Raw genomic sequence first — 26013 nt, 5'->3', positions numbered from 1 at the left:
GCCCCTTCGGGTGGGCCGCACCGTCCTTAACGATCGTTAGGCAGAGTGGTAAGGTCGTCCGCATGGACTTCCGCGACAGCCCCGAGGACGCCGCCTACCGCGAGAAGGTCCGCTCGTGGATGGAGGAGGCGCTCGCCGCGATGCCCGGTCCCGAGCCGACGGACTGGGACGAGAAGCTCACGTACTGGCGGCAGTGGCAGCGCGCGACGTACGAGGCGGGGTACGCCGGTCTCGCCTGGCCGAAGGAGTACGGGGGCCAGGACGCGTCGCTCGTCGAGCAGGCGATCTTCCTCGAGGAGTACGACCGCGCCGGCGCGCCCGACCGCGTCAACATGCTCGGCGAGGGCCTCGCGGGTCCGACGATCATCGACTTCGGGACCGAGGAGCAGAAGCAGCGGTTCCTGCCCGCGATCCTCCGCGGCGACTCGGTGTGGTGCCAGCTCTTCAGCGAGCCGGGCGCCGGGTCCGACCTCGCCTCGCTCGAGGCGCGCGCCGAACGCGACGAGGAGGCCGGCGGCTGGCGCATCACCGGGCAGAAGGTGTGGACGAGCCGGGCGCAGCTCTCCGACCACGGGATGCTCCTCGCGCGGACCGGCCCTCCGGGCTCCCGCCACGGCGGCATCACCTACTTCCTCCTCCCGATGGACCAGGAGGGCGTGACCATCCGCCCCCTCTTGCAGATGATCGGCGAGCGCGACTTCAACGAGGTCTTCCTCGAGGACGCGTTCGTCCCCGACGACCTCGTCGTCGGCCCCGTCGACGGCGGGTGGAAGATCGCGATGGCGACGCTCGGCTACGAGCGGGTCGTCCTCGCGACCGGGCGGGTGAACATGCAGCGCCTCTTCGACGGGCTCGTGGAGGCCGTCCGCGAGGACACGCGCGGCGGTCGGCCGCTCGGCGAGGACCCCGACGTCCGCCGGGCGATGGCCGACCTCTACGCGCGGACGCGGATGTACCGGCTCAACGGGCTGCGGGCGCTCCACGCGATGTCCGAGGGGACGCCGGGGCCGGCCTCGTCGCTCGGCAAGCTCCTGTCGGCTCCGCTGCTCGAGGACATGGCGGACTTCGCGGTCGCCCGCCACGGCCTCGAAGGCCAGCTCGAGCCGGAGGACGCCGACGCCGACGCGGCGCGCTGGCTGCGGCTCTCCTACCAGGCACGCGGCACGTCGATCGCGGGCGGGACGACGTTCATCCAGAAGAACATCGTCGCCGAGCGCGTGCTCGGGCTGCCGAAGAAGTAGGCCGCCGGCCGTGCAGGCGATCGTCCTGCGGGAGCACGGCGGGCCCGAGGTCCTGCGGGCCGAGACGGTCCCCGACCCGGTGCCGCCCGCCGGCTGGGTCCTCGTCGAGCTGCGGGCCGCGGCGCTCAACTGGCACGACGTCCTCCTGCGGCAGGGCCAGTACCCGCAGTTCGCGCTCCCCCGAGTCCCGGGGTCGGACGGCGCGGGCGTCCGGCGCGACACGGGCGAGGAGGTCGTCGTGCTGCCGTCGCTGCACTGGGGCGGGGACGAGCGCGCGCCGGGCCCCGGCTGGGAGATCCTCGGCGACGCGACCGACGGGACGTACGCCGAGCTCGTCGCGGTGCCGGAGGAGTGCGTGGCGCCGAAGCCGTCGGGGTGGTCGTGGGCGGAGGCGGCGGCGATCGGGCTCGCGGGCCTCACCGCGCACCGCGCGCTCTTCGCACGCGGAGGCCTGCGGGACGGCGAGACCGTGCTCGTCCTCGGCGCGAGCGGCGGCGTGGCGTCGATCGCGGTCGCGCTCGCGCGGATGGCCGGGGCGCGCGTCCTCGTCACGACGTCGTCGGAAGAGAAGCTCGCGCGGGCCCGGGCGATGGGCGCGGCCGGCGGCGTGCTGCGCACGCGAGAGGACTGGCCCGAGGCGGTGCGCGAGCTGACCGGCGGCGCGGGCGTCGACCTCGTCGTCGACTCGGTCGGGAGCACGTGGCCCGAGGCGCTGCTCGCCCTGCGCTCCGGGGGCCGCCTCGTCACCTTCGGCGCGACCGGCGGCGGCCGCGCCGAGGTCGACGTCCGCCGGTTCTACTTCGCGCAGCAGTCGATCCTGGGATCGACGATGGGCAGCCCGCGCGACTTCACGGCCCTCCTCGACCGGCTCGCCGTCCATCCCGACTGGCGCCCGGAGATCGAGGCGGTCGTGCCGCTCGCCGACGCGGCGCAGGCCCATGCGCGGATGGAGCGGCGCGAGCACGTCGGCAAGCTCGTCCTCGACGTGGGGTGAGTTTGCATCTCGTTGCACGATCCCCGTCACGGATGACGTGGATCGTGCAAGGAGGCCGGGAGCGCCGCGAAGACCGCACGGGATCTGCGCGGCATCTCCACGAACACGTCTTGGAACGCCGCAGGCGGCGGACCATCGTCGCGATGCATGTCGCTCCGCGAGCGCGACCATCACCTCACCCGTCTCGCCGCGCGGGCGGACGGGATCGTCGATGACACCGAGCTGTCGACCCTCGGCTTCAGCGACTCGACGATCACCCGCCGGCGCCGCGCTGGGCTTCTCGTCCCCGTGTTCGACGGCGTGTACCTCGTCCCGCCACATCCGCTGACGGGCCGCGCGCTCGAGGTGGCCGCACTCCGCGCGTGCGGATCGAATGCAGCGCTGGGCCTCCGCAGCGCGGCCGCCGACTACGGCTGGCTGCGCTGGGACGGTGACGTCGAGGTCCTGTGCCCGACGCATCGGCGTCGGCGCCGGCGGCTCCACCCACGGGTCGCGCGTCTCGAGGGAGGCGACGTCGTCGTTCGCCGCGGACGTGCGATGACGTCCCGACACCGGACGCTCGCCGATCTCGCGATGGTGCTCGGGCCGGCCGAGCTCGATCGCGTGGTGCACGAGGCGGAGTTCCGGGGACACCTGCACGTGCCGTCCGTGCGGCTCGCGATCGACCGGACGCCGCGACGGCGCTGGACGTCGGCTCTCGAGGCCGCACTCGACCGCCGCCGGCCGCTCGACGGTCGCCTCGACAGCGGACCGGAGCGCGAGTTCGCGCACTTCCTCCGGCAGCGAGACTTCCCACCGAGCGAACACGGCGTGATGTTCGACCTCGGCGGAGAGAAGGCGCGACTCGACGTCCTCTTCCGGAGCGCCTGGCTCGGCGTCGAGGTCGACGGCGGACCGCATCGCAGCGAGCGCGCCTTCCACTCCGACCGCAGACGCGACCTGCGCTTCGAGGTGGAGCACCGGCTGCCGATCGTCCGGGTGACCGACCGTCAGATCGAGGACGACCCCGACGAGCTCGACGAGCTGCTGTGGGCACGGCTCGTCGCGCGAGATCCCACGCTCCGGCGTCGTCGCGTTGCACGTTGACGGTCATCGCTGACCACGATCGTGCAATGACGGCCCCGACACTCCCACCGGGACAACCACCGCGCGCACCACTGTCCGGCCGGACCGCTGCGCGCGCCCCCTGACCGCGGCGAGACTCGACGCAGCCACCCGCGGAGAGAGGAGAGCCATGACGGTCGCAGAGGAGTTCACGCTGGTCGGGACCGGACGGTCCGTGTACACGACGCCCGAGCCGACCGAGGGCCCCGTCGTCTGGCTCGATTCGCCGCAGGCCGTCATCGACTTCGTCGCGGGCGGCGACGTCGGGGACTCGATCGTCCTCGCACGCGGCGGCACGACGACCTTCCTCACGCCCGCCCTCACCGCCGGCGTCAAGGGGGTCCTCACGCTCCAGGGCGCACCGGAGAGCCACCTCGGCATCCTCTCCCGCGAGTACGGCATCCCCTGCATCATGGGCGTCCAGTTCGAGGACGGCGTGCGCTCGGACCGCGGCGAGGTCATCCCCGCCGACGGCGTGCGCGTCCGGATGGACCTCAGCGAGGCGCAGGGCCGCGTCCTCGTCGAGCCGGGCGCCCCGAGCGCCGGCGCGAAGGGCGAGCCGACCGAGGAGGAGAAGGCGCTCGCCGAGCAGATGAAGCAGGTCGAGGTCCTCCTCCACCACTTCCGCGGCGAGGTCCCCCACGGCTCCGAGGGCGACGCGGCGATGCGGTCCAAGGCGCGCAGCGACGCGCTGCGGCTCACCGACGAGTCGCTGCGGCGCACGCTCACCGCCGACGAGTGCAACGACCTCCTCGACTACTACGCCTGGAACGTCTGGGACGCCCTCGCGCTGCGCAGCACCGAGGGCGAGTCCGGGCTCATCCCCCGCCAGGAGTACGAGGCCTTCGGCGCCGTCCAGATGTGGCAGCGCTACCCCCAGCTCGTGGACCGCATCGTCGAGGCGGTCGGCGGCCTCGACGGCGTCGTCGACCTCGGCCGCACCGCCCGACGCGAGGTCGGCAGCAAGGTCAACCAGCTCCACATGTGGTGCTCGTCGATCGTCCCGCTCTTCGGCCGCGGCCTGCTCGTGAAGCTCGGCATGGCCGACCCGAACGAGCGCACCGACGAGGTCGAGCGCCTCCTCCAGTTCCAGCGCGCGCTCATGCGCGGCTTCTGGGACGACGAGGGCCTCATGTTCGCCTCGAGCCGCGGCTACCGCGCGCCCGTCCTCTCGCAGGAGTGGATCGACCGCCTGAGCGGCGACGTCGTCGCCCTCGACGACCCCGACCGCCGCTCGCTCTACCAGCGCTTCAACGCGACGACCGAGATCACCGGCTTCCTCCTGCACTTCGACAACCGCTCGGGTCTCTCGGACACCGGCCCGTACCCGCTGCCCGACGGCGGCTTCATGATCGTCCGCGACCACTTCCTCCACGACCCCGCCTACCACTGGCACGACGTCGCCGAGGACCTCCCGCACGGCCTCACGCAGGCGATGGTCTTCCACCCGACCGAGGACCTCCAGGTGAACGTCCTCGACATCGGCACGCTGTTCAGCGAGCCGACGAACTACCTCTCGGCCCTCACCCACATGGCCGTCTACGCCCGCGACACGATCGACACCCCGGTCGAGGACCTCCGCCGCGTCGACGAGGACGAGATGGAGCGGATCCTCGCGACGTGCGAGACCGCGACGACGCAGCTCTACAAGCGGATGTCGCGGATGAGCCCGCGCGACAAGATCATGGCCGGCGCGCAGGTCTACTACACGGAGTTCATCGCGCCCTTCGCCCGCGCCGCCGGCGTGTGGGACGAGTTCGTCGGCGAGCGCGACTTCTTCGAGATCGACCCCGTCGCCGCGCAGGCCTACTACCCGCTCGTCACCGAGAAGAAGGCGTCGCAGATCGTGCCCGAGGCGTTCCTCATGGGCGGCTACGACCTGCTCGAGCGAGTCGGGGACGTCGACGCCGAGGCCCACGCCGAGCACTACCCGACGCTCCACGCGATCGCGCTGCGCGGGATGCTCACCGAGGTCCCCGGTGGCCACGCGGCGATCGTCGAGGCGGGTCTCGCGGTCGACACGGGGTCCGGCGTCATGCTGAGCGGCGACGGCCAGAAGGTCCACGACGCGCTGCTCGCCCGCGAGCGCGACGGCGCGGACACCGAGCGCGTCGGCAAGGTCTACGAGCGCTTCCTCCCGATCAACCAGGAGTTCAAGGGCACGTGCTCCTCGTGGCACGGCGCGGACGACGGGACGCGCGCCTCGCTCCTGTCCGACCTCGAGACGATCCTCGAGCGCGTCGAGCCCGCCCTGCGCCGCACGGCCGAGGTCCTCCCGCGCTTCGAGGCCTACGGGCCGCGCCTGCGCGACGCGCTCGGCAAGGCGCAGGCCGGCGACCACGAGCAGGTGACGAGCCCCACGACCGACTCCCTCCACACCGTCTGGATGGAGCTGCACGAGGACTACATCCAGGTCCTGCAGATCGACCGCGAGGAGGAGGGCAGCTACTAGCCGGGACCGTACCCCCGATGGTCACCGCGGCTCCCCCGCTGGGGCGTCGCCCGGCCAGCGGGAATGCGACGAGCATCGGACATCGACGTCACCCGATGAAGGAGAGAGCGCATGTCCGACGACTTCGAGCCGGTCGGTGAGGGCCTCACCGTGTACACCGACGAGATCCCCGTCGAGGGTCGCCTGCGCTGGCTCGACTCCCCCGAGGACGTCATGCGCTTCGTCGCCGAGGACGACGTGAGCGATGCGATCGCCTGCGTGCGCGGCGGGACGACGACGTTCCTCACCCCGGCGCTCACCGCCGGCGTGAAGGGGATCATCACGCTGCAGGGCGCGCCCGAGTCGCATCTCGGGATCCTCTCCCGCGAGTACGGCATCCCGGCGGTGATGGGCGTGCGCTTCGAGCGTGGCGTGCGCTCGAAGCGCGGCGAGGTCATCCCCGCGGACGGCGTCCGCGTCCGGCTCGACGTCTCGGGCTGGCCCGAGGGCCGCGTGCTCGTCGAGCCGGGCGCGCCGGAGGCGGACGAGGGCACGCCCGTCGCGCCGGACGCGATGACACCGGAGCAGCTCGAGCAGGTGACGCTGCTGCTGTCGAAGTTCCGTGGCGAGATCCCGCACGGCGAGGAGGGCGGCGCGATCGTCCAGAAGGACCTCCGCACTCGCGTGCTGCACCTCGACGACGACACGCTGCGGCGGGACCTCACCACCGAGGAGGTCAACGAGCTCCAGCACTACGCCCGCTGGCTCTTCTGGGACTGCCTCGCCGCGCGCGGGACCGAGGGCGAGTCCGGGCTCATCCCGCGCCAGGAGTACGAGGCCGTCGGCTTCGTCCAGTGCTGGCAGCGCTATCCCGAGTGGTACCGGCGCATCACGGAGGCCCTCGGGGTGGACGGCGTCATCGCCCTCGGCGGGGTCTGCCGTGACGAGATCGGCACGAAGGTCAACATCCTCCACAACTTCGGCGGGGTCTACTGCGCGGCCTACGGGCGCGGCATCTCGATCGAGCTGGGGTACCACGACGCCAGCGAGCGGGGGGCCGACCTCAAGGAGATCTTCCAGTTCCACCGGCGCCTCTACAAGGGGATCTGGGGCGACGGCGGCGGCCTCTACACCGCGATGCGCGGCTACACCGCCCGGGTCCTCGACGACCGCTGGATCGACCGCTTCGCCGCCGAGCAGTCGCGTCTCGACGACCCTGAGCTGCTCCAGCTCTTCCGCAAGTTCAACGCCTCGACCGAGATGGTCGGGTTCCTCCAGCACTTCGACAACCGGGTCGGCATGCACGACACCGGCCCGTACCCGCTCGGCGACGGCCGGTTCATGATCGTCCGCGACCACTTCCTCGACGACGACGTCTACCACTGGACGGACGTGACGAACGGACTGCCGCACTGCGTCACGCAAGCCATGGTGTTCGATACGAAGGGCGAGCCGCTCGACATGCAGCTCGTCGAGATCGGCACGCTGTTCACGAACCCCGCGAACTACCTCAAGCACCTCGAGTCGGTCGCCGTGTACGCGCGCGATCGCTGGGACACGCCCGCGGACGAGGTCCGTCTCCTCGAGCCGGACGAGATGCGGTCGATCCAGGAGCGCTGCGACAGCGCGTGCACGCAGCTCTACGCGCGGATCGCCTCGATGCCGCGCCGCGACAAGGTGATGGCCGGCGCACAGGTCTACTACGCGGACTTCATCTACCCGTACGCGCGGCGGGCCGGGATCTGGGAGGAGCTCGTCGGCGAGGAGGACTTCTTCGAGCTCGATCCCCTCGCGGCGCAGGCGTACTACCCGCTCGTGAAGGACGGGGTCGCGGCGACGATGGTCCCCCAGCTCTTCCTCACCGGCGCGGGCTTCCCTGATCTCGAGGAGGCGCCGGCCGTCGATGTGGACCCGGCGCACTTCCCGCTGCTGCACGCCCTCGCGCTGCGCGGCCTGGCTCCGGCCGGCGAGAACGGGCACAAGACGCTCGTCGACGACGGCCTCGCCGTCGAGACGCCCTCCGGCGTCATGCTCAGCCCCGACGGCCGCCTGGCGCACGCCGCGCTGCTCGCCCGGGAGCGCGAGGCCGCGGACACCGACCGCGTGCGCCAGGTCTACGAGCGCTTCCTCCCGATCAACCAGGAGTTCAAGGGCGCATGCTCCTCGTGGCACGGCGCGGACGACGAGACGCGCGCCTCGCTCCTCTCCGACCTCGAGACGATCCTCGAGCGCGTCGAGCCCGCCCTGCGCCGCACGGCCGAGGTCCTCCCGCGCTTCGAGGCCTACGGGCCGCGCCTGCGCGACGCGCTCGGCAAGGCGCAGGCCGGCGACCACGAGCAGGTGACGAGCCCCACGACCGACTCCCTCCACACCGTCTGGATGGAGCTGCACGAGGACTACATCCAGCTCCTGCAGATCGACCGCGAGAAGGAAGGCAGCTACTAGATGACCACGAGGCCCGACACCGTCCACGCCGTCCCGTTCGACGCCGGCGCCGAGCCCGACCGCGCGCGGCTCGGCGGCAAGGGCGCGGGGCTCGTGAGGATGGTCGGGCTCGGCCTCCCCGTCCCCCCGGGCTTCGTCGTCGGCACCGACGCCGGCCGCGCGTACCTCGCCGAGGGCCGCCTGCCGGAGGCGCTCGACGCCGACCTCGACCAGCGCCTCGACGCGCTCGAGACGACGCTCGACCGCCGGCTCGGCGACCCCTCCGCCCCGCTGTTCGTGTCGGTCCGCTCGGGGGCGCCCGTCTCGATGCCGGGGATGATGGACACGATCCTCAACGTCGGCATGAACGACGAGGTCGTCGAGGCGCTCGCCGAGGCGACCGGCGACGCGGCGTTCGCGTGGTCCTCCTACGAGCGGCTCCTCGACACCTTCGCGACGACGGTCCGCGAGATCGGTGTCGCCGCCATCGAGGACGCGATGTTCGACGCCGACCCGATCGGCGACGACGACGCGGCCGGCGCACGCGGCAAGGTCCGTGCCCTCCTCGACGTCATCGGCCGCGAGGGAGACCCGTTCCCCGCCGACCCGCGCGCCCAGATCCGGGAGTGCCTCGCGGCCGTCTTCCGCTCGTGGACGAGCCCGCGCGCCATCGCCTACCGCGAGCACCACGACATCGACGAGGCGATGGGGACGGCCGCCGTCGTCCAGGCGATGGTCTTCGGCAACCGCGGCCCGACCTCGGGGAGCGGCGTCGCGTTCTCGCGCGATCCGTCGACGGGCGAGCCGGGCGTCTACGGCGACGTCCTCTTCGACGCCCAGGGCGAGGACGTCGTCGCCGGCACGGCCGACCCGGTCCCGGTCGCCGAGCTCGAGGGGCGCCTCCCGGAGGTCGCGCGCGACCTCCACGACGCGATCGCGACGCTCGAGCGCGAGCAGGGCGACCTCATCGAGTGCGAGTTCACGATCGAGGAGGGCCGGCTCTGGATCCTCCAGTACCGCGCCGCGCAGCGCAGCGGCCGCGCCGCGGTGCGGGTCGCCGTCGACCTCGTCGACGAGGGCGTCATCGACGAGGCGACCGCCGCCTCGCACCTCACCGACGAGCAGCTCGACAGCGCGCGGGCGCCCCGCTTCGCGGAGCCTGCCGCCGAGGAGGACGTCGTCGCGCGCGGCCTCGCCGCCTCGCCGGGCGCGAGCGTCGGCAAGGCGGTCTTCGACGCGAGCCGCGCGCAGGCGCTGCGGGAGCAGGGCGACGACGCCGTCCTCGTGCGCCCGACGACCTCGCCCGCGGACATCCACGGCTTCATCGCGAGCGTCGCCGTCGTGACGGGCCGCGGAGGGCGCACGTCGCACGCGGCCGTCGTCGCCCGCGGGATGGACCGCGTCGCGGTCTGCGGGGTCGGCGAGGTGCGCTTCTCCGCCGGGCCCGACGGCGTCCCCGTCGCGACGATCGGCGACGCCGAGGTCCGGGAGGGCGACCTCCTCGCCGTCGACGGCGACCGCGGGATCGTGAGCCGCACCGCGCCGCCGCTCGCCTCGGCCGAGGACGACGAGCGCTTGCAGCGGCTGATCGCCTGGCGGGGCGCGCGCCCGTGAGCGCGGCGGCGGGGGCGGGTGGGCCGGATCTCCCCGAGCTCGGCTGCTACCTCCTCGCGGGAGCAGCGCCGTCGGCCCGCGCGATCGTCGACGAGGCCCGCGAGGCCGACGGGCTCGGCCTCGGGACGGCGTTCGTCAGCGAGCGCTGGAACGTGAAGGAGGCCGCGACCCTGTGCGGCGCCGCGGGCGCCGTCACCGAGCGGATCCGGATCGCGACGGGCGCCACGCACCACTCGACGCGCCACCCGCTCGTCACGACGTCGTTCGCGTCGACGATGCACTCGCTCACCGACGGTCGCTTCATGCTCGGGCTCGGCCGCGGCGTCAAGCTCATGTTCGACACCTTCGGACTCCCGGGCATCACGAGCGCCCAGATGGAGGACTTCGCGAGCGTCGCCCGGCGGCTGTGGAAGGGCGAGACGATCGTCGGGCACGACGGTCCCATCGGCCGGCATCCCCTCCTGCAGCTCGACAGCAGGTTCGACCTCGACATCCCGCTCGCCCTCATGGCGTTCGGCCCGAAGACGCTCGCGCTCGGCGGCCGCGTCTTCGACGAGGTCGTCCTCCACACGTTCTTCACCGACGAGACGCTCCAGCGCTGCGTGCGGACGGTGAAGGAGGCTGCCGAGCAGGCGGGCCGCGACCCCGACGCGGTGAAGGTGTGGTCGGTCTTCGCGACCGTGGCCGACAGCGTCCCGCCCGACGAGCAGCTCCTGAAGATGGTCGGGCGTCTCGCGACCTACCTCCAGCTGTACGGCGACCTCATGGTCCGCACGAACGACTGGGACCCCGCCGTCCTCGCGCAGTTCCGGGAGGACGACGTCGTCGCGTCGTTCGGCCGCCAGTTCATCGACGGCGTCGCGACGACCGACCAGCTCGAGCACATCGCGGCCCTCCTTCCCGACGAGTGGCTCGCGCCCGCGGCGACCGGCACCCCGCAGGAGTGCGCGGCCGCCGCGCGCCGCCAGCTCGACCTCGGCGCGGACGGCGTCGTCCTCCACGGCGTCGCGCCGCGCGAGCTGCGCGGGGTCGTCGGGGCGTGGCGCGAGACCTCCGCGCCCGCCGACCCGACGACCCGCTGACGCTCGGAGCCCGTCGAGGGGCTCTCAGCCCGCGACCTGGGCGCCGCGCCTGTGCGGGACGCGCGTCTGCGACGCCTCGTCGCGGATGAAGGCCGCGCAGCGCTCGCCCATGAGGATCGCCGGCCCGTTCGTGTTCGCGCGCGTGATCCGCGGGAGCGCGCTCGCATCGGCGACGCGGAGGTTCTCGACGCCGTGGACGCGCATCTCGTGGTCGAGGACCGCCTCGCCCTCGGCGCCCATCCGCGCCGTGCACGACGGGTGGTAGGTCGTCTCGACGTGCCGGCGCACCCAGCGCTCGAGGTCCTCGTCGCTCTGGACCGACGCGCCCGGGGTGATCTCGAGGCTCACCATGTCGCGCAGCGGGGCCTGCTCGACGATCTCGCGGGTGCGGCGGATGCCGCGCACCATCGCCTCGACGTCGCTGCGCTCGGTGAGCATGCCGAGCTGCACGGCGGGCTTCGCCCGCGGGTCGGGCGAGACCGCCTTCACCCACCCGGTCGACTCCGGCGTCCAGTAGGACTGCGCGATCGCGAAGGCCGGCCGCGGATGGTCGCCCTCCCCGTTCTCCCAGAAGTAGACGGGGGCGTGGACGAGCTGCATGTCCGGAGCCGGCAGGTCGTCGCGCGTGCGGATGTGGGCGAGCGCCTCGGCGACGTTGCTCGCGAGCTTGCCGCGGCGCGAGAGGAGCCAGCGCAGCACCTCGGCGGGCTTGTCCGCGCCCATGAGGCCCGTGTGCGGGTCGCGCAGCTCGAAGTTGCAGAACGTGAACGGGTGCTCCTGGAGGTGCCGGCCCACGGCGGGGCTCTCGACGACGGGGGTGACCCCCGCCTCGCGCAGGTCCTCCGCGGCGCCGATGCCCGAGAGCTGGAGGAGGTGCGGCGTGTTGAACGCGCCGGCGCTGAGGACGATGTCCCGCGTCGACGTGAACTCGCGGAGCTGCCCCTTGTGCTCGACCTCGACGCCGACGGCCCGGCCCTCCCGGAGGACGACCCGGTGCACGAGGGCGTTCGTGAGGACGGTCAGGTTGCTCCGGCGACGCGCGGTGTCGAGGTAGGCGCGCACCGTGCTCCAGCGCCGGCCGGCGTCGGTCGTCGTCGGGGAGAGGTTGACGCCGTCGAGGTCCGGCCCGCTGAGGTCCTCGGTCGGCGCGACGCCCGCGGCGACGGCGGAGGCCACGAAGGCCTTCGCGACCGGGTTCGGGTCGCGAAGGCGCCGCACCCGCACCGGCCCGCCGTGGCCGTGGTCGGGACCGGGGAGGAAGTGGTCCTCGATCTTCTTGTAGAAGGGCTCGACCTCCTCCCACGACCAGCCGGGGAGACCCCAGCCGTCGAAGTCGAGCGCGCTGCCGCGGATCCACAGCATCGCGTTCATCGTCGAGCAGCCGCCGAGGACCTTCCCCCGGGGCGAGAAGATGCGCCGCCGATCGCAGCCGGGCTCCGGCTCCGTGTAGTAGTCCCAGTCGGCCTTGCCGTGGAACTGCTCGGGGAAGCCCGCGGGCGCCCTGGCCTCGAGCCGGAGGTCGGAGCCGCCGGCCTCGATGAGGAGGACGCGCCGCGCGGGGTCCTCGCTGAGGCGCGCGGCGACCGCGCACCCCGCGGACCCGGCGCCGACGACGATGTGGTCGTAGATCGGCATGGCGTGATGCTCACGGACCCGCGGACCGCCGTCATCGTGGCGACCGCGAACGAGGCGCGACACGCTTCGTGGGTCCCACAAACCCGCGGCGATGTGGGAGGCTCCGCAGGTGCCCGACGCTCCGCGCTCGCTCCCCCTCGGCGCCGTCCCGGCGCGCTCGGCGGGGTGCGAGGAGCTCATCACGCGGACCGCGACGCGGATCGAGCCGCGGGTCGAGGAGATCGCGGGTCTCCTCATCGACCGCGTCACCGGCGAGATGGGGTTCGACCCGGCGGACGAGGAGCTCCGCGAGCAGCTCCTCGCGGCCGCACGGGGCAGCGTCGCGCTCATCACCGTCATGGCGCGGTCGTGGACCGACGCCCGCATCGTCCCGCCGCCGCACGATGCGCTCGTGTGGGCGCGCGGCCTCGTCTCGCGCGGGCTCACGATCGACGCCCTCCTGCGCGTCTACCGCATCGGCCAGTCCGGGTACGAGGCGATCTGGTTCCGCGAGCTCGCGGAGAGCGGCGCCGAGCACGACGTCGTCATCGAGGCGATCACCGCCGTGAGCGCGTTCATCGCGACGTGGATCGACGCGATCTCGACCCCGCTCGTCGAGGCCTACGAGGACGAGCGCGCGCGCCGCTCCGGCGGCTCGTCCGCGATCCGGCTGGAGACCATCGAGCGGATCCTCGACGGCCAGCCGATCGACATCCCGGTCGCGAGCGCGAGGCTCGGCTACGACCTCGACCGCCGGCACGTCGCCCTCGTCGGATGGGCGTCCGACGAGGGGGTCGACACGAGCGACGGGTCGCTCGACGCGCGCGTCGGCGAGGTCGCCGCCACCCTCGAGGCCGAGGGCGGCCGGCCGCTCGTCGTGCGCCTCGGCCCGCAGGTCGCGGCGGCCTGGGTGGCCGGCGACGAGCCGCCCGAGGACGTGCTCGCCGAAGCGCGCACGCGCGCGGGCGCGCTCGGCCTCCGCGTGGCGCTCGGCGGCGGTGGACTCGGCCTCGAGGGGTTCCGCCGCGGCCACGACCACGCGCTCCGCGCGCGGCGCGTCGCGCGCCTCCTGCGGCGCACGAGCCCGCTCACGCGCTACGCCGACGTCGCCGTCCTCGACCTCCTCACGCGCGATCCCGCGGCGGCGAGGGAGTTCGCCTCGGCGACGCTCGGGCCGCTCGCGCGCGACGACGACGGCGCGCGGCGCCTCGTGGCGACGCTGCGGGTGTTCCTCGACGAGAGCCAGAACTACGCGCGTGCCGCTCGCCGCCTCGGCGTCCACGAGAACACGGTCGCCTACCGCGTGCGACGAGCGCTGGAGATCTCCGGCTCCTCGGAGTCCGACGCCCATGCGCTCCGCACGGCGATCGCGCTCGCGCCGCTCCTCTCCGGCGGCGCGACCGGCGCCGACGACTGACCTCCGCAGGATGGTTGTGGAGTCCCCAAACGGGCTCGGATCGCCGGCGAGGAATGCCCGATGACACGGTGTCGAGTCCGTGGCATCGTGGGAGGCGTCCACGAGTGAGGAGACGTGACGATGTCGACGACCACAGACCGCATCCCGATCGCCGCGAAGGCCTTCTGGGCCCAGCACCCCGACGTCCGCGACGAGGAGTTCGCGCGGCTGCGCGCGGAGACGCCGGTGTTCTGGAGCGGACCCGCGGAGTCGGACCTCCTCCCGCCCGAGGAGAACACGCGCGGCTTCTGGTCCCTCACGAAGTACGAGGACATCCAGAAGGCGAGCCGCACGCCCAAGGTGTTCTCCTCCGCCGACGGCATCACGATGGAGGATTTCGGTCCCGAGATGACCGAGATCGCCCAGTCGTTCATCGCCATGGACGCGCCGCGCCACACGCAGCTGCGCGGCATCACGATGGACGCCTTCAAGCCCGGCAACATGCGCAAGCTCGAGGGCTGGGTCCGCGGCCACGCCCGCGACCTCATCGACGAGATGGCGCAGCTCGGGAAGGGCGACTTCGTCGAGCTCGTCTCCGAGCCGCTGCCCGGCCGCATCTTCGGCAGCTTCTTCGGCCTGCACGAGGGCGAGCAGCACCAGGAGACGATCCGCGCCGCGCAGGATCTCCTCGCCTGGACGGACCCCGCGGTCTGCAAGGGCCTCGAGCCGCTCGAGCACTTCGCCAACTGCGTCATGACGCTGCGTCTCACGGCCGCCGAGCTCGCGGAGGAGCGCCGGGAGAACCCGGGCGAGGACCTCATGACCTGGCTCGTCCAGGCCGAGTGGGAGGGCGAGAAGATGAGCGACGACGAGATCGGCGCGTTCTTCGTGCTCCTCGCCGTCGCCGCTAACGACACGACCCGCCACGCCTCCGCCGGCGCGATCCACGCGATGACGCGCTTCCCGGACCAGCGCCGCCTCCTCATGGAGGACATGGACGGCCGCATCGAGGGCGCGGTCGAGGAGGTCCTGCGCTGGGTCTCGCCGCTCATCCACATGCGCCGCACGGCGACGACGGACTTCGAGGTCCGGGGCGAGCAGATCAAGGCCGGCGACAAGGTCGTCCTCTGGTACTGCTCGAGCAACCGCGACGAGGAGTACTGGACCAACCCGTTCGACTTCGACATCTTCCGCAGCCCGAACCGCCACCAGGCGTTCGGCGGCGGCGGCCCGCACTACTGCCTCGGCGCCGCCCTCGCGCGCACGATGCTCAAGTCGCTCCTCACCGAGGTCTACACGCGGATCCCGGACATCGAGGCGCCCGAGCCCGACTGGCTCGTCGCGAACTTCATCAACGGCATCAAGGCGCTCCCCTGCGAGTGGACGCCCGAGAAGCGCTGACCCAGCCGGCCGTCTGAACGGTCGATAAGGTCCGGGCCATGCGGATCGGCATCTCCCTCGCCTACTGGCCCTGGTTCACCTACGAGGAGCAGATCATGCTCGCGCGCCTCGCCGACGAGGCGCGCCTCGACAGCGTGTGGGTGAGCGAGGCGTGGGGGCAGGACGTCGTGTCGATGCTCGGTCTCCTCGCGGGACAGACCGAGCACGTCGACCTCGGCACGGCGATCATGCAGATGCCGGCGCGCACGCCGACCGCGGCGGCGATGGCCGCCGCGACCGTCGACGTCATGTCGGGCGGGCGGCTGCGCCTCGGCCTCGGGCCGAGCGGCCCGCAGGTCTCCGAGGGGTGGTACGGCGTCGCGTTCGACAAGCCGCTGAAGCGGACGCGCGAGTACGTCGAGACGATCCGCACCGCGATCTCCGGGCAGCCCGTCCCCGTGCAGGTGCCCGAGGGCGTGGGCACCGGGCTCGGCAAGTCGCTGCGCCTCCTCGCGAAGCCGGTCCGCAAGGAGATCCCCATCTACCTCGGCGCGACCGGCCCGAAGGCGCTCGAGCAGTGCGGCGAGATCGCCGACGGCTGGATCGGGGCGTTCGTCGACCCGTCGCGGCCAGAGGTCGGCCTGCGCCCGGTCCTCGACGCCCTCGAGAAGGCGGGTCGCGCGCGGGAGGACTTCGACGCGTGCGCGCTCATCCCCGCGTGCGTCGCGGACACCGAGGAGGAGGCCCTCGACGCGGTCCGCGACTGGATCGCCTTCTACCTCGGCGCGATGGGCGCGAAGGGCAAGAACTTCTACGTCGAGATGGCCGCCCGCGCCGGCTTCGGCGCCGAGGCCGAGAAGGTGCAGGACCTCTACCTGGGCGGCGACCGCGCCGGCGCCGCCGAGGCGCTCCCCGTCGAGTTCCTGCGCGGCGTGACCATCGCGGTCACCGAGGACGGGCTCGACGCGCGCCTCGCCGAGTTCGCCGATGCGGGCGTCGACACGGTCATCGCGATCCCGAGCGGCGATCGCCGCCGCACCGTCGAGCACCTCGGCGCAGCGGCGACGGCCACCCCGTCCGCGTGAGTGTCGCTCCACCCCGCCTCGGCGTGGGTGGATCGACGCTCACCGTCAGGCCACGGCGCCCGCCGCCTCCGTGTACTGCTTCACGTAGGCCTGCGGCCAGCCGAGCTCGACGTGCGCGACCGCGCTCGCGCCGTCGATCTCCGCGTGCATGCCGATCTCGTTCATGAAGAGGTGCTCGACCGGCACCTGCCAGCCCGCGGCGTACGTCGCCTCGAGCCGCGTCTCGCGACCCTCGGCGTCGGTGATGACCGCGCGCACGACGCGGTGGACGAGGCGGTCGTCCAGCTCGACCGAGACGTCGATGTCCTCGATGAGGCTGACCTCGCCGCCGCGGTTCACGTACCCGAGGATCTGCCGGTTGCCGAGCGCGAGCGAGTCCCAGGCGTGCAGCGAGACCTCGCCGTCGTCGGTCGCGGCGTTCATCCACTTCCAGTGCTGCAGCGCGCGCCAGTCGCGCGTCCCCCACGAGTGGTCGCGGTGGCCGTGGCCGGCGATCGTCACGTCGCGGCCGGCGACGCGGAGCCGCCCCTCGGTCGCGACGGACTGCTCGTAGCGGTCGTCGGCCGCCCACGCCGGGCAGCCGCCGCGGTTCTCGTGCCACGAGAACGGCGCGTGCAGGCCGGTGAAGCGGCACGCGTAGTCGACGTCGTCGGACGCGAAGGCGACCTCGGCGACCGTCAGCGGCTCCGGCTGGCGGATGCGCAGCCCGCCGACGACGCAGTCGTCGAGGTCCTCCCCCTCGAGCGCGAGGCCGTCGTCGAAGGCGAGCGCGAGCGGCCGGTCGATGTCCTCCCCGCCGACGGCGAGGAGCCGGCCCCAGTCGCCCGTGTCCGCGTGGCGCCACGCGTAGGCGAAGACGAGGAGCTTCTCGTCGGGGATCGGCGAGGTCCAGAGGAGGCTCTCCCGGCCGTGCGGGGAGCCGCTGATGTCGTGAAGGAGATCGTCCTGCGGCGTGAAGCGCGACATCAGGCCGTCACGCCCGCATCGAGCGACGTGATCTCCGGGAAGCCCTGGCCGGTGAGGAAGAGCTGCGGGACGAGCTTCATCGCCGTCCCGTCCTTCACGAGCTCGTAGTAGGCCTCCGAGGCCTTCGGGTGCAGCTCGTGGAAGTCGAGCTCGTCGACGAGCCGGTCCCACACCCCGGCGAGCCTCGCCACGGGGAGGATGAAGTCCGTCCAGTAGACCTGGGCGCCGGACATGATCTTCTCCCGCTTCGGCATCCCCGCGATCCGCTTGTAGAGACGGGAGGTCGCCGCGTCGCAGCGGTCGAGGATCTCCTGCATCCCCTCGCGGTCGAGGACGCGGAGGTCCTCCATCGGCGTGTCCCAGCGGTCCCTCGCGAACACCGCGACCTCGCTCAGGTGCTGGAGGTAGTTCGCCGGCTGCGTGAAGAGCGTCCCGATGTCGACGAGCTGCGTCGCGAGCGGCGCGGTCGGCCGGAACACCATCACCTCCGTCACGCAGTGCGGCAGCCCCTCGGCGACGTCGGCCCAGTGGTAGACCTCGTCGTAGAGGAAGTGGTCGCGGACGATCGCGAAGGCGCCGTCGTCCCCGATCGGGTACGGCCCGGTGTCCGACAGCCCCGACCGGTTGTCGAAGTGCATGAGGAAGCCGAGCATCTCCGTGCTCGCGTTGAAGCGCTGGAACAGCGTCCGGTCCTCCGGCGTCTCGAACGCGCGGACCTCGCCGAGCAGCCGGTCGAGGACGTCGTCGTCGAGGATCTCGGCGCGGTATCCGCGCATCGAGGTGAACATGCCGCCACCGGGCTCGGACCAGAGCCCCGCGTAGAGCCGGCGCATGAACTGCCAGCCCTCCGCGACGTCCTCGCCGCGCTCCGACGGGTCGGTCTGCCCGAGGCCGATCGAGACGCCGCGCCCGAACGCGATCGCGAAGCCGGTCGCCCAGGCCCGCAGGATGTTCATCTTCGTGCCGACCTCGCGACGCGCGGTCGCCCCGATCTCGATGAGACCGTCCGCGCCCACCTCGCGGGTGATGAGGCGCACGACCTCGGGGTACTTCTCCCAGATCTGGATGAAGGAGACCGACTCGTACTCCTGCCGCGGGATGAGCCCCGACTCGCCCTCGGTCGCCCGCGCGGCGAGGCAGTCCCACATGTTCCAGCCGGCGTACCTCGAGAGGTCGTTGCACTCCTCGACCGTGAGGTCGCGGTGCAGGGACGCCTCGTCGAGGTGGAGCACCTGGGTGGAGAGTCCCGCGCGGAACTGCGCGTCCCCCTCGCTGCCGTGCGGGACCTCTCCGCCGAACTTCGTGAGGAGGAGCTGGATCTGCTCCATCTCCTCCGGGCTCATGGCGGGGGCGGCCGTCGGCGCGTCGTCGCCCGCGACGGGAGCGCCCGGCTCGATCGCGACCCTGCCCTTGGGCGAGGAGTCGAGGTGGAGGCGGACCCGCGCCCCGTCGGCGGGGATCACCTCGCCGCGCGCGCTCCGCATCCCCTCCTCGAACTGCACGCCCATGAGGCACGGGATGCCGTACTCGCGGGACAGGATGCCGAGGTGGCTCTCGGGCGCGCCCTGGAGGGTCATGATCCCCTTCACCCCTGCGGTGAGGGCGGGCGTGAGGAAGGTCGTCGTCCCTCCGCGGACGAGGACGATCGTCCCGGCGACGTCTCCGGAGGCGACGAACTCGAGCACCTCCTGCGGCGAGTCGAGCCAGCGCACCGGCCCCTCGACCGGCTCGGCGACCTCGAAGACGACGAGACCCTCGCCGACCGTGCGGTACTCCTCGCTCATGTCCTGCTCCTCTCCGGGGTGAACAGCTCGTCGAGCGCGGCGACCGTCGCCGCGCGATCCGTGTGGTGGACGACGTGGATGCCGAGCTCGCGGGCGGGCGCGAGGTTGCGCTCCTGGTCGTCGACGAACACGCACTCGTGCGGGGCGACCCCTGCGGCCTCGACGGCGACCGGGTAGATCTCCGGCTCCGGCTTGCGGGCGCCGACGACCTCGCTCAGGACCTCGGCGTCGAACGCCGCGCGGACCTCGGGGTCGTAGATCTCGAGGCCCCACGAGTTCGAGAAGAGGACGGTCCGCGCCCCGGCCGCCCGGACGCGCGCGACGGCGTCGACGACGTCGTGGGCGAGCGGCACGTCCGCGAAGACGCGCTGGAGGACGCCCTCGTGATCCTCGATCCCGAGCGTGCCGGCGAAGACGGGGGCGAACTCGTCGGTGCTCAGCCGGCCGCACTCGTACTCGGCCGCCGCCGCATGGAGGTCGCCGCCCGGCAGGTAGGCCTCCATGAGCCGGCCCTCCGGCAGGCCCTCGCGCGCGCAGAACGCGCTCATGATCTTGGCCATGTCCGCGGTGAGGACGCCCGCGTAGTCGCAGAGGAGGGCGCGGGGCCGGCTCATGGCGCGGGGTCGAGGACGCCGGTGAGGCCGAGCGGCGCGTACTCGCCGATGAAGAGCTGCTCGAGGACCGCGACGACCGTCTCGTCGGGACGGCCCTCCTCCTCGACGGTCACCTCGCACACCGCCTGGATGTGCGTGTCGTGCGGCCTGGGCGGATCGGCGTCGGCGAGCGCGATGTCCTCGCGCTCGACGGCGAGGACGCCGTGGTTCGTGCCGTGCGACCACGTCGGGTGGCTGTAGCCGATCCCCCGCATGAGGAACGGGAAGAGCGGCCGGTACGTCGCCCGGATCCCCGGGGCGCCGACCGGTTCGACGGCGAGCGCCGCGGATTCCGCCCACCGCGTCCCCGACCGCATCTCGATCTCCATGCGCGGCATCGCGACCTCGGTCATCTCCTCGGGGCCTGCGGCGCCGTCGGGGCAGATGACGGACCGCCGGTTCCACGGCCGCCCCTCCGCATCGTCGTTGGTGTGGAAGTAGAGGCCCCGGTCCGCGAGGTTGACCGGGCTCCACATCCAGAAGAACTGGGGCGGCGGCGGGACCGGCAGCGGCTGCGGCTCGGGTGCCCCGACCGGACGGATCCCCCACGAGCGGTCGCGCGTCCCGACCGACCCGGCGGCGAGGTCGCGGCGATCGCCGTCCACCGACACCCAGCCCGAGCAGCGGACGTTCTGGCTGAGGCGGGTCGAGTCCATCCAGATCTTCGGCCCGACGCGGTGGATGAAGCGCGGCTCCTCGATGGGGAACGCGCGGCCCTCGAACGTGATGTCGAGCGCGAGCCCGTCGGTGTCGTCGACCGTCACCCGCACGCGCTGCAGCGGCTCGAGCACCTCGATCGCGATCGGGCCGACGCGGAGGTCGAGCCGCTCGGAGGCGAGGTGGCGTGAGGCGTGCAGGCACGTCTCCGCCCCGTCGCGGACGACGGCGACGTGCGCGTCGGCGACGTCGAGGTTGGGATACATCCCGAACGCGATCGCGAGGTACTGCGAGGCGTCCGGGGCGAGGACGCTGAAGAAGTAGCGGTCGTAGAAGTTGCGGTCGCTCATCGCGTGGGCGACCGGCTCGGGGGTCTGATGGACGGGGAAGTCGTCGGCGCGGGTCAGCATCGGCGCGAGCCTCTCCCGCCCGGGCGCCCGCCGCCAGTTCCCGTCGGGATAGCCGTGCGTCCCCTCATGTCCTCCGGCGGCAGGTCACGCCGCCACCTCGGGGGCGAGCCGCGTCGCGATGAGCCCTCCGTCGACGCGGACGTCGACGCCGTTGACCCAGCGGGCGGCGTCGGAGAGGAGGAACGCGACGACCCCCGCGACGTCGTCGGGCGTCGCGTGCCGCCCGACCGCGGCCTCGGCCGCGGCGACGCGGTCCTCGCCCATCGTCGCGGCGAAGTCGGCGAGGATCGGCGTGTCGGTCGTCCCCGGGCTCACGCTCACCGAGCGCACGCGGTGCGGGAGGAAGCGGCCGACGTGCAGGAGCGTGAGCGCGACGAGGGCCTTCTTCGAGAAGTCGTAGGCCTGCGTGCCGTCGAGACCGGCGTCGGCGAGCCACGTCAGGGCGTCGTCGTCGTCGAGGCCCAGCACGGTCGCGACGTCCTCGTCGCCGCGGTCGCTGCGCAGCGCGGCGACCGATGCGATGTCGACGACGGCGCCCCCCGGCGCGATCGCGGCGACGAGCGCGCGGGAGAGCCGCCGGGGCGCGAGGAGGTTCACCGCGAGGACGCGGTCCGGCGGGTGGGTGCCGGGCAGGCCCGCGCAGTTGACGAGACCGCCGAGCGCGCGGCCGGCGAGCCCGGCCGCGAGTCCGTCGACCGCGGACCCGTCGGCGAGATCGCAGACGAGCGGCTCGGCGCCCTCGACGTCCGTCTCGCGCAGGTCGACCCCGAGGACCGGCGTGCCGCGCGCGACGAGCGTCTCGGCGACCGCCCGGCCGATGCCGGACGCGGCGCCGGTGACGACGACGGTCTCAGGCACCGAGCACCGCCTTCACCTCGAGGAACTCCTCGATGCCGAAGCGGCCGAGCTCGCGGCCGACCCCCGACAGGCCGCGGCCGCCGAACGGCGCGTCGAGCGTGTCGCGGGTGCGGACCCCGTTGAGCTTCACCTGGCCGGCGCGGAGTCGCCGCGCGACGCGCTGCGCGCGCTCGTGGTCCCGAGTCCACAGCTCGGCCGCGAGCCCGTAGGGCGTGTCGTTCGCGAGCGCGACCGCGTCGTCCTCGCCGTCGTGGCCGAAGAGGCAGAGGACCGGGCCGAAGACCTCCTCGCGCGCGATCCGCGCGTCGCGCGGGACGTCCGAGAAGAGCGTCGGCGCGACGAACGCGCCGCGGTCGAGGCCCGTCGGCCGCTCCGGTCCGCCGCACACGAGCCGCGCGCCCGCGGCGAGGCCGTCCTCGATGAAGCCGAGGACCCGGTCGCGCTGCGCGTCGGAGACGACCGGCCCCATCGTCACGCCGTCGGCGAACGCGGGACCGACGACGATCGACGAGGCGGCGGCGGCGGCGATCTCCTCCGCCTCGGCGAGCCGCTCGGCCGGGACGAGGACGCGCGTCGAGGCGTTGCACGCCTGCCCCGAGTTGAGCATCCCGCGGGTCACCGCGTCGCGGACCGCCTCCTCGAGGTCCGCGTCGTCGAGGACGACGCTCGGCGACTTGCCGCCGAGCTCGAGGCACACGCGCTTCACGCCCTCGCCGGCGAGCGCGCCGACGCGGCGGCCGGCGCGCAGCGAGCCGGTGAACGAGACGACGTCGACCGCTGGATGGGCGACGAGCGCCTCGCCCGCCTGCGGGCCCGTGCCGGTGACGAGCCCGAGGACCCCGGGCGGGACGCCGGCCCGCGCCGCGAGATCGGCGAAGAGGAACGCGTTGAACGGCGCCACCTCGCTCGGCTTGAGGACGACCGCACAGCCCGCGGCGAGGGCGGGGGCGACCTTCGCCGCGATCTGGTGGAGCGGGAAGTTCCACGGGGTGATCGCCGCGACGACGCCCGCCGGCTCGCGCAGCACGGTCGCGGCGCCGACCTCCTCGGCGAACGGCAGCTCGCGCGCGGCGCGGACGGTGAGCCGCAGATCGGCGACCGGGAGCGCCGCCTGGATCGACGTCGCCTGCGCGACCGGCATGCCGACCTCGTGGGCGATGACGTCGCCGATCTCCTCGGCCGCCGCCTCGACGAGGTCGGCGAGGCGCTCGAGGACGGCGCAGCGCTCGTCGAGGGCGGTCGCGCCCCACGCGTCCTGCGCGCGGCGAGCGGCGCGGACGGCGACGTCGACGCCCTCGGCGGTGACGTCGGGGACGTGGCCGAGCGTCGCCTCCGTGCTCGGGTCGACGACCGCGATCGTCCCGTCGGACTGCAGGGTCACCCACTCCCCGCCGACGAAGAGGTCCGTGCGGTCCCCGAGCGCCCCGGCGATCATGCTCCACCCCTCTCCGTCACCCGCACGGGCAGGCGCTTGATGCCGCGGAAGAAGTTCGACCGCAGGCGGTCGGGCGGGCCGAGCACCTCGATGTCGATGCCGCGCTCGATGATGCGCGTGAAGAGCAGTTCGGTCTCGAGCCGGGCGAGATGGGACCCGAGGCAGAAGTGCCGCCCCCACCCGAACGCGACGTGGCGGTTCGGCGAGCGCGTGATGTCGAAGCGGTCAGGGTCGTCGAACGCCTCGGGGTCACGGCAGGCCGCCGTCCACCACAGGACGACCTTGTCCCCCTCGCGGATCGTCCGGCCGTGGAGGTCGATGTCCCGCGTCGCGACGCGGCGCATGCAGTAGACGGGCGTCGCGTAGCGCAGCAGCTCCTCGATCGCGTCCGAGACGCGGCCCGCCGGATCCTCGCGCAGCAGCTCCCACTGGTCGGGGTGACGGTCGAACTCGTGGACGCCCCAGCTCACGAGGTTGCGCGTCGTGTCGTTGCCGGCGAACGCGAGGAGCTGGTACGTCGGGAGCCGGCGCGCCTCGAGGCTGAGCGGCCGGCCGTCGACCTCGGCGTTCGCGAAGAGGCTCACGAGGTCGTCGCGGGGCTCGGCGCGGCGACGGACGTCGAGCTCGGTGAAGTACGCGAAGAGGCCGGCGCGCGCCTGCTCCATCGCCTCCGGCGTCGGCGCGTACTCGGGGTCCTCCTGGCCGCCGATGACGTTCACCCAGTCGACGATGCGCGACAGGTCCTCGCGCTCGACGCCGAGCCACGTCCCGAACACGAGGAGGGGGAGCTGCACGGAGACCGTCTCGACCCAGTCGCACTCGCCCGCCGCGACGGCGCGGTCGAGGAGGTCGTCGACGACCTCGCGGGCGCGCCGGGACGACGCCGACTCGACGTGCGCACGCGTGAAGTGGTCCACGAAGATCTGCCGGATCTTCTTGTGCTCGGGGTCGTCGAGGTTGATCATCGATCGCGCCTCGCCCTCCCCCTCGGCGCGGCGGCTCTGGATCTGCGTGCCCTGCGAGCTCGAGAGGAGGCCGTCCTTGTCCTGGCCGGCCCAGCGGACGTCGTCGTAGCGCGTGAGCGACCAGAAGCCTGGGCCGCCCGCGGGCTCGTCGTTCCAGTGGAGCGGGTCCTCCGCGCGCAGGCGGGCGAAGATCTCGTGCTCGCGGCCCTCGACGAAGGCGTCGAGGTCCATGAGGTCGATGGTCGCTGCGGACATGGGGTGAGACTCGCCGGGGCGGCGCGGCGCGGCAAGCTCCGCACGGGACAACGCGCGGCGCCTCCCCGCTCCGGGACGGCTATGGCGACCGCGCGACCGACGACGCAGAGTGCGTCACGTGCATCCCGGAGTCCACGCCACGTCACGCCCGGACCATCCGGCGCTCGTCATGAGCGACGGGAGCCGGACGACCTACGCCGAGCTCGACCGCGACTCGCGACGACTCGCGCGGCTGCTGCGCGCGCGGGGCGTCGCGCACGGGGACACGCTCGCGATCGTCATGGAGAACCGCGTCGAGTGGGGCGCGGCGCTGTGGGCGGGGATGCGGTCGGGCCTCTTCGTCGCCCCGCTCAACTCGCATCTCACGGCGGGCGAGCTGTCGTACCTGCTCGCCGACTCGGGCGCGACGGCGGTGCTCACGTCGGCGTCGCGCGAGGACGCGGTCGCGGAGGCGATCGACGAGGCGGGCGTCACGCCGCGGGTCGCGCTCACCGCGGACGGGGCGGGCCGACTCGAGCGCTGGGAGGACGCGGTCGCGGGCGTCGACGACGGGCCGCTCGACGGCGAGCGCCTCGGCGCGCGGATGCTCTACAGCTCGGGGACGACCGGCCGGCCGAAGGGCATCCGCCAGCCGCTGCGCGACCTCCATCCCGCCGACGCGCCGCCGAGGCTCGGACCGCTCATGGAGCGCCTGCGGGTCGACGGCGACACGGTGTTCCTCTCGCCGGCGCCCAACTACCACGCCGCGCCGTTCACCTTCATGCTCGTCGTCCACATGCTCGGCGGGACGCTCGTCTCGATGCCGAGGTTCGACGCCGGGGAGGTCCTCGCGGCGATCGAGCGCGAGCGCTGCACGCACGCGCAGTTCGTCCCGACGATGCTCTCGCGGCTCCTGCGGCTGCCCGAGGAGGAGCGCACGCGGCACGACCTCTCCTCGCTGCAGGTGGCGATGACGTCCGGCGCGCCGTGCCCCGAGGCCGTGAAGCGCGGGGTCGTCGACTGGTGGGGACCCGTGCTCCACGAGTACTACGGTGCGAGCGAGGGCTACGGGCAGACGCACATCACCGCCGAGGAGTGGCTCGAGCGACCGGGCTCGGTCGGCCGGGCGCTCAAGGGGACGATCCACATCACCGACCCGGACAGCGGCGAGGAGCTGCCGACCGGCGAGGTGGGCCGCATCTGGTTCGAAGGCACCGACCCGGTCGCCTACCACGGCGACGAGGAGAAGTCCCGCCGGGCGCGCAACGAGCGCGGCTGGAGCACGGTCGGCGACCTCGGCCGGCTCGACGCCGACGGCTACCTCTTCCTCGCGGGCCGCGAGAGCCACACGATCATCTCGGGCGGGGTCAACGTCTACCCGCAGGAGATCGAGGACGTCCTCGCCTCGCACCCGGACGTCGCCGACGTCGCGGTCGTCGGCGTCCCCGACGACGACCTCGGCGAGGCCGTCCGGGCGGTCGTCGTGCCGTCCGCGGACGCCGACCGCGAGGCGCTCCCCGATGCGCTCGTCGCGCACTGCCGCGAGCGGCTCGCCGGGTTCAAGCGCCCGCGCGGCGTCGATCTCGTCGAGGAGCTGCCGCGCAACGCGGCGGGCAAGCTCCTCAAGGACGAGGTCCGCCGCGTCTACTGGCCTGCCGCACGCGCGGGCTGACGCGGTCCACCGGC

General features: G+C 73.2%; 19 protein-coding genes. 11 read left to right on the top strand and 8 right to left on the bottom strand.

Translation table 11 applies throughout. From position 1 onward, the window contains the following. Positions 1-62: 62 nt before the first annotated feature. The 7 genes from ACME2J_RS03065 (at position 63) to ACME2J_RS03035 (ending at position 10890) form a co-directional block, all read left to right on the top strand. Complete coding sequence (locus tag ACME2J_RS03065) at positions 63-1241, top strand: acyl-CoA dehydrogenase family protein (protein ID WP_495543401.1); 1179 nt, start codon at positions 63-65, stop codon at positions 1239-1241. Positions 1242-1251: 10 nt separating this feature from the next. Next, the gene (locus tag ACME2J_RS03060) at positions 1252-2235 is read left to right on the top strand and encodes a quinone oxidoreductase family protein (protein WP_495543400.1); all 984 of its coding nucleotides are present in this window, start codon (positions 1252-1254) and stop codon (positions 2233-2235) included. 147 nt (positions 2236-2382) lie between these two features. Continuing rightward, positions 2383-3321 carry a type IV toxin-antitoxin system AbiEi family antitoxin domain-containing protein gene (locus ACME2J_RS03055; protein ID WP_495543399.1) on the top strand — a complete coding sequence of 313 codons (939 nt, stop codon included), beginning with the start codon at positions 2383-2385 and terminating at the stop codon, positions 3319-3321. Between the two features lie 148 nt (positions 3322-3469). Continuing rightward, the gene (locus tag ACME2J_RS03050; RefSeq protein WP_495543398.1) at positions 3470-5791 is read left to right on the top strand and encodes a PEP-utilizing enzyme; all 2322 of its coding nucleotides are present in this window, start codon (positions 3470-3472) and stop codon (positions 5789-5791) included. Positions 5792-5902: 111 nt separating this feature from the next. Next, on the top strand, positions 5903-8215 hold the full coding sequence (locus tag ACME2J_RS03045; RefSeq protein WP_495543397.1) for a PEP-utilizing enzyme: 2313 nt from the start codon (positions 5903-5905) through the stop codon (positions 8213-8215). Continuing rightward, positions 8216-9808: a pyruvate, phosphate dikinase gene (locus ACME2J_RS03040; protein ID WP_495543396.1), complete on the top strand. Its 1593-nt coding sequence runs from the start codon at positions 8216-8218 to the stop codon at positions 9806-9808. Continuing rightward, positions 9805-10890, top strand: coding sequence for a TIGR03857 family LLM class F420-dependent oxidoreductase (locus ACME2J_RS03035; RefSeq protein WP_495543395.1), 1086 nt, complete (start codon positions 9805-9807; stop codon positions 10888-10890). Before ACME2J_RS03040 ends, ACME2J_RS03035 begins: the two co-directional genes overlap by 4 nt. Positions 10891-10914: 24 nt before the next feature. Here ACME2J_RS03035 and ACME2J_RS03030 read toward each other — a convergent pair whose 3' ends face one another. Further along, positions 10915-12525 (bottom strand): GMC family oxidoreductase, encoded by a 1611-nt coding sequence (locus tag ACME2J_RS03030; protein WP_495543394.1) that lies wholly within the window; start codon positions 12523-12525, stop codon positions 10915-10917. Between the two features lie 109 nt (positions 12526-12634). On the opposite strand from ACME2J_RS03030, the gene ACME2J_RS03025 reads away from it, so the two are divergent. The 3 genes from ACME2J_RS03025 (at position 12635) to ACME2J_RS03015 (ending at position 16365) form a co-directional block, all read left to right on the top strand. Continuing rightward, a complete protein-coding gene (locus tag ACME2J_RS03025; RefSeq protein WP_495543393.1) occupies positions 12635-13921 on the top strand; it encodes a PucR family transcriptional regulator in 1287 nt (428 codons plus the stop codon). A 120-nt stretch (positions 13922-14041) separates the two neighbouring features. Then, on the top strand, positions 14042-15301 hold the full coding sequence (locus ACME2J_RS03020) for a cytochrome P450 (protein ID WP_495543392.1): 1260 nt from the start codon (positions 14042-14044) through the stop codon (positions 15299-15301). A 38-nt stretch (positions 15302-15339) separates the two neighbouring features. Next, positions 15340-16365, top strand: a complete 1026-nt coding sequence (locus tag ACME2J_RS03015) for an LLM class flavin-dependent oxidoreductase (protein ID WP_495543391.1) — start codon at positions 15340-15342, stop codon at positions 16363-16365. Between the two features lie 45 nt (positions 16366-16410). On the opposite strand, the gene ACME2J_RS03010 is transcribed toward ACME2J_RS03015, so the two are convergent. From ACME2J_RS03010 to ACME2J_RS02980, 7 genes are all read right to left on the bottom strand, one after another. After that, a complete protein-coding gene (locus tag ACME2J_RS03010) occupies positions 16411-17331 on the bottom strand; it encodes a DUF7064 domain-containing protein (protein WP_495543390.1) in 921 nt (306 codons plus the stop codon). Next, positions 17331-19115 carry a PEP-utilizing enzyme gene (locus tag ACME2J_RS03005; RefSeq protein ID WP_495543389.1) on the bottom strand — a complete coding sequence of 595 codons (1785 nt, stop codon included), beginning with the start codon at positions 19113-19115 and terminating at the stop codon, positions 17331-17333. Before ACME2J_RS03005 ends, ACME2J_RS03010 begins: the two co-directional genes overlap by 1 nt. Next, positions 19112-19729, bottom strand: coding sequence for an HAD-IA family hydrolase (locus ACME2J_RS03000; RefSeq protein ID WP_495543388.1), 618 nt, complete (start codon positions 19727-19729; stop codon positions 19112-19114). Before ACME2J_RS03000 ends, ACME2J_RS03005 begins: the two co-directional genes overlap by 4 nt. Then, positions 19726-20835, bottom strand: a complete 1110-nt coding sequence (locus tag ACME2J_RS02995; protein WP_495543387.1) for an Rv3169 family protein — start codon at positions 20833-20835, stop codon at positions 19726-19728. Before ACME2J_RS02995 ends, ACME2J_RS03000 begins: the two co-directional genes overlap by 4 nt. 84 nt (positions 20836-20919) lie before the next feature. Then, positions 20920-21693 carry an SDR family oxidoreductase gene (locus tag ACME2J_RS02990; protein ID WP_495543386.1) on the bottom strand — a complete coding sequence of 258 codons (774 nt, stop codon included), beginning with the start codon at positions 21691-21693 and terminating at the stop codon, positions 20920-20922. Then, entirely contained in the window at positions 21686-23128 is a 1443-nt protein-coding gene (locus tag ACME2J_RS02985; protein ID WP_495543385.1) for an aldehyde dehydrogenase family protein, read from the bottom strand. Before ACME2J_RS02985 ends, ACME2J_RS02990 begins: the two co-directional genes overlap by 8 nt. Beyond that, on the bottom strand, positions 23125-24348 hold the full coding sequence (locus tag ACME2J_RS02980) for a cytochrome P450 (RefSeq protein ID WP_495543384.1): 1224 nt from the start codon (positions 24346-24348) through the stop codon (positions 23125-23127). Before ACME2J_RS02980 ends, ACME2J_RS02985 begins: the two co-directional genes overlap by 4 nt. Positions 24349-24466: 118 nt before the next feature. On the opposite strand from ACME2J_RS02980, the gene ACME2J_RS02975 reads away from it, so the two are divergent. Further along, on the top strand, positions 24467-25999 hold the full coding sequence (locus ACME2J_RS02975) for an AMP-binding protein (RefSeq protein ID WP_495543383.1): 1533 nt from the start codon (positions 24467-24469) through the stop codon (positions 25997-25999). Positions 26000-26013 lie beyond the last annotated feature (14 nt).

It is taken from the genome of Paraconexibacter sp., assembly GCF_059438195.1.
The sequence above is the reverse complement of the archived record's forward strand: the minus strand, read 5'-3'. Positions and strand labels throughout refer to the sequence as shown.

Excerpts from the sequence above, each read along its gene's own strand:
- ACME2J_RS03065 (WP_495543401.1), top strand. The coding sequence starts at position 63 with ATGGACTTCCGCGACAGCCCCGAGGACGCCGCCTACCGCGAGAAGGTC.
- ACME2J_RS03055 (WP_495543399.1), top strand. The coding sequence starts at position 2,383 with ATGTCGCTCCGCGAGCGCGACCATCACCTCACCCGTCTCGCCGCGCGG.
- ACME2J_RS03050 (WP_495543398.1), top strand. The coding sequence starts at position 3,470 with ATGACGGTCGCAGAGGAGTTCACGCTGGTCGGGACCGGACGGTCCGTG.
- ACME2J_RS03045 (WP_495543397.1), top strand. The coding sequence starts at position 5,903 with ATGTCCGACGACTTCGAGCCGGTCGGTGAGGGCCTCACCGTGTACACC.
- ACME2J_RS03040 (WP_495543396.1), top strand. The coding sequence starts at position 8,216 with ATGACCACGAGGCCCGACACCGTCCACGCCGTCCCGTTCGACGCCGGC.
- ACME2J_RS03030 (WP_495543394.1), bottom strand. The coding sequence starts at position 12,525 with ATGCCGATCTACGACCACATCGTCGTCGGCGCCGGGTCCGCGGGGTGC.
- ACME2J_RS03020 (WP_495543392.1), top strand. The coding sequence starts at position 14,042 with ATGTCGACGACCACAGACCGCATCCCGATCGCCGCGAAGGCCTTCTGG.
- ACME2J_RS03015 (WP_495543391.1), top strand. The coding sequence starts at position 15,340 with ATGCGGATCGGCATCTCCCTCGCCTACTGGCCCTGGTTCACCTACGAG.
- ACME2J_RS03010 (WP_495543390.1), bottom strand. The coding sequence starts at position 17,331 with ATGTCGCGCTTCACGCCGCAGGACGATCTCCTTCACGACATCAGCGGC.
- ACME2J_RS03005 (WP_495543389.1), bottom strand. The coding sequence starts at position 19,115 with ATGAGCGAGGAGTACCGCACGGTCGGCGAGGGTCTCGTCGTCTTCGAG.
- ACME2J_RS03000 (WP_495543388.1), bottom strand. The coding sequence starts at position 19,729 with ATGAGCCGGCCCCGCGCCCTCCTCTGCGACTACGCGGGCGTCCTCACC.
- ACME2J_RS02995 (WP_495543387.1), bottom strand. The coding sequence starts at position 20,835 with ATGCTGACCCGCGCCGACGACTTCCCCGTCCATCAGACCCCCGAGCCG.
- ACME2J_RS02985 (WP_495543385.1), bottom strand. The coding sequence starts at position 23,128 with ATGATCGCCGGGGCGCTCGGGGACCGCACGGACCTCTTCGTCGGCGGG.
- ACME2J_RS02980 (WP_495543384.1), bottom strand. The coding sequence starts at position 24,348 with ATGTCCGCAGCGACCATCGACCTCATGGACCTCGACGCCTTCGTCGAG.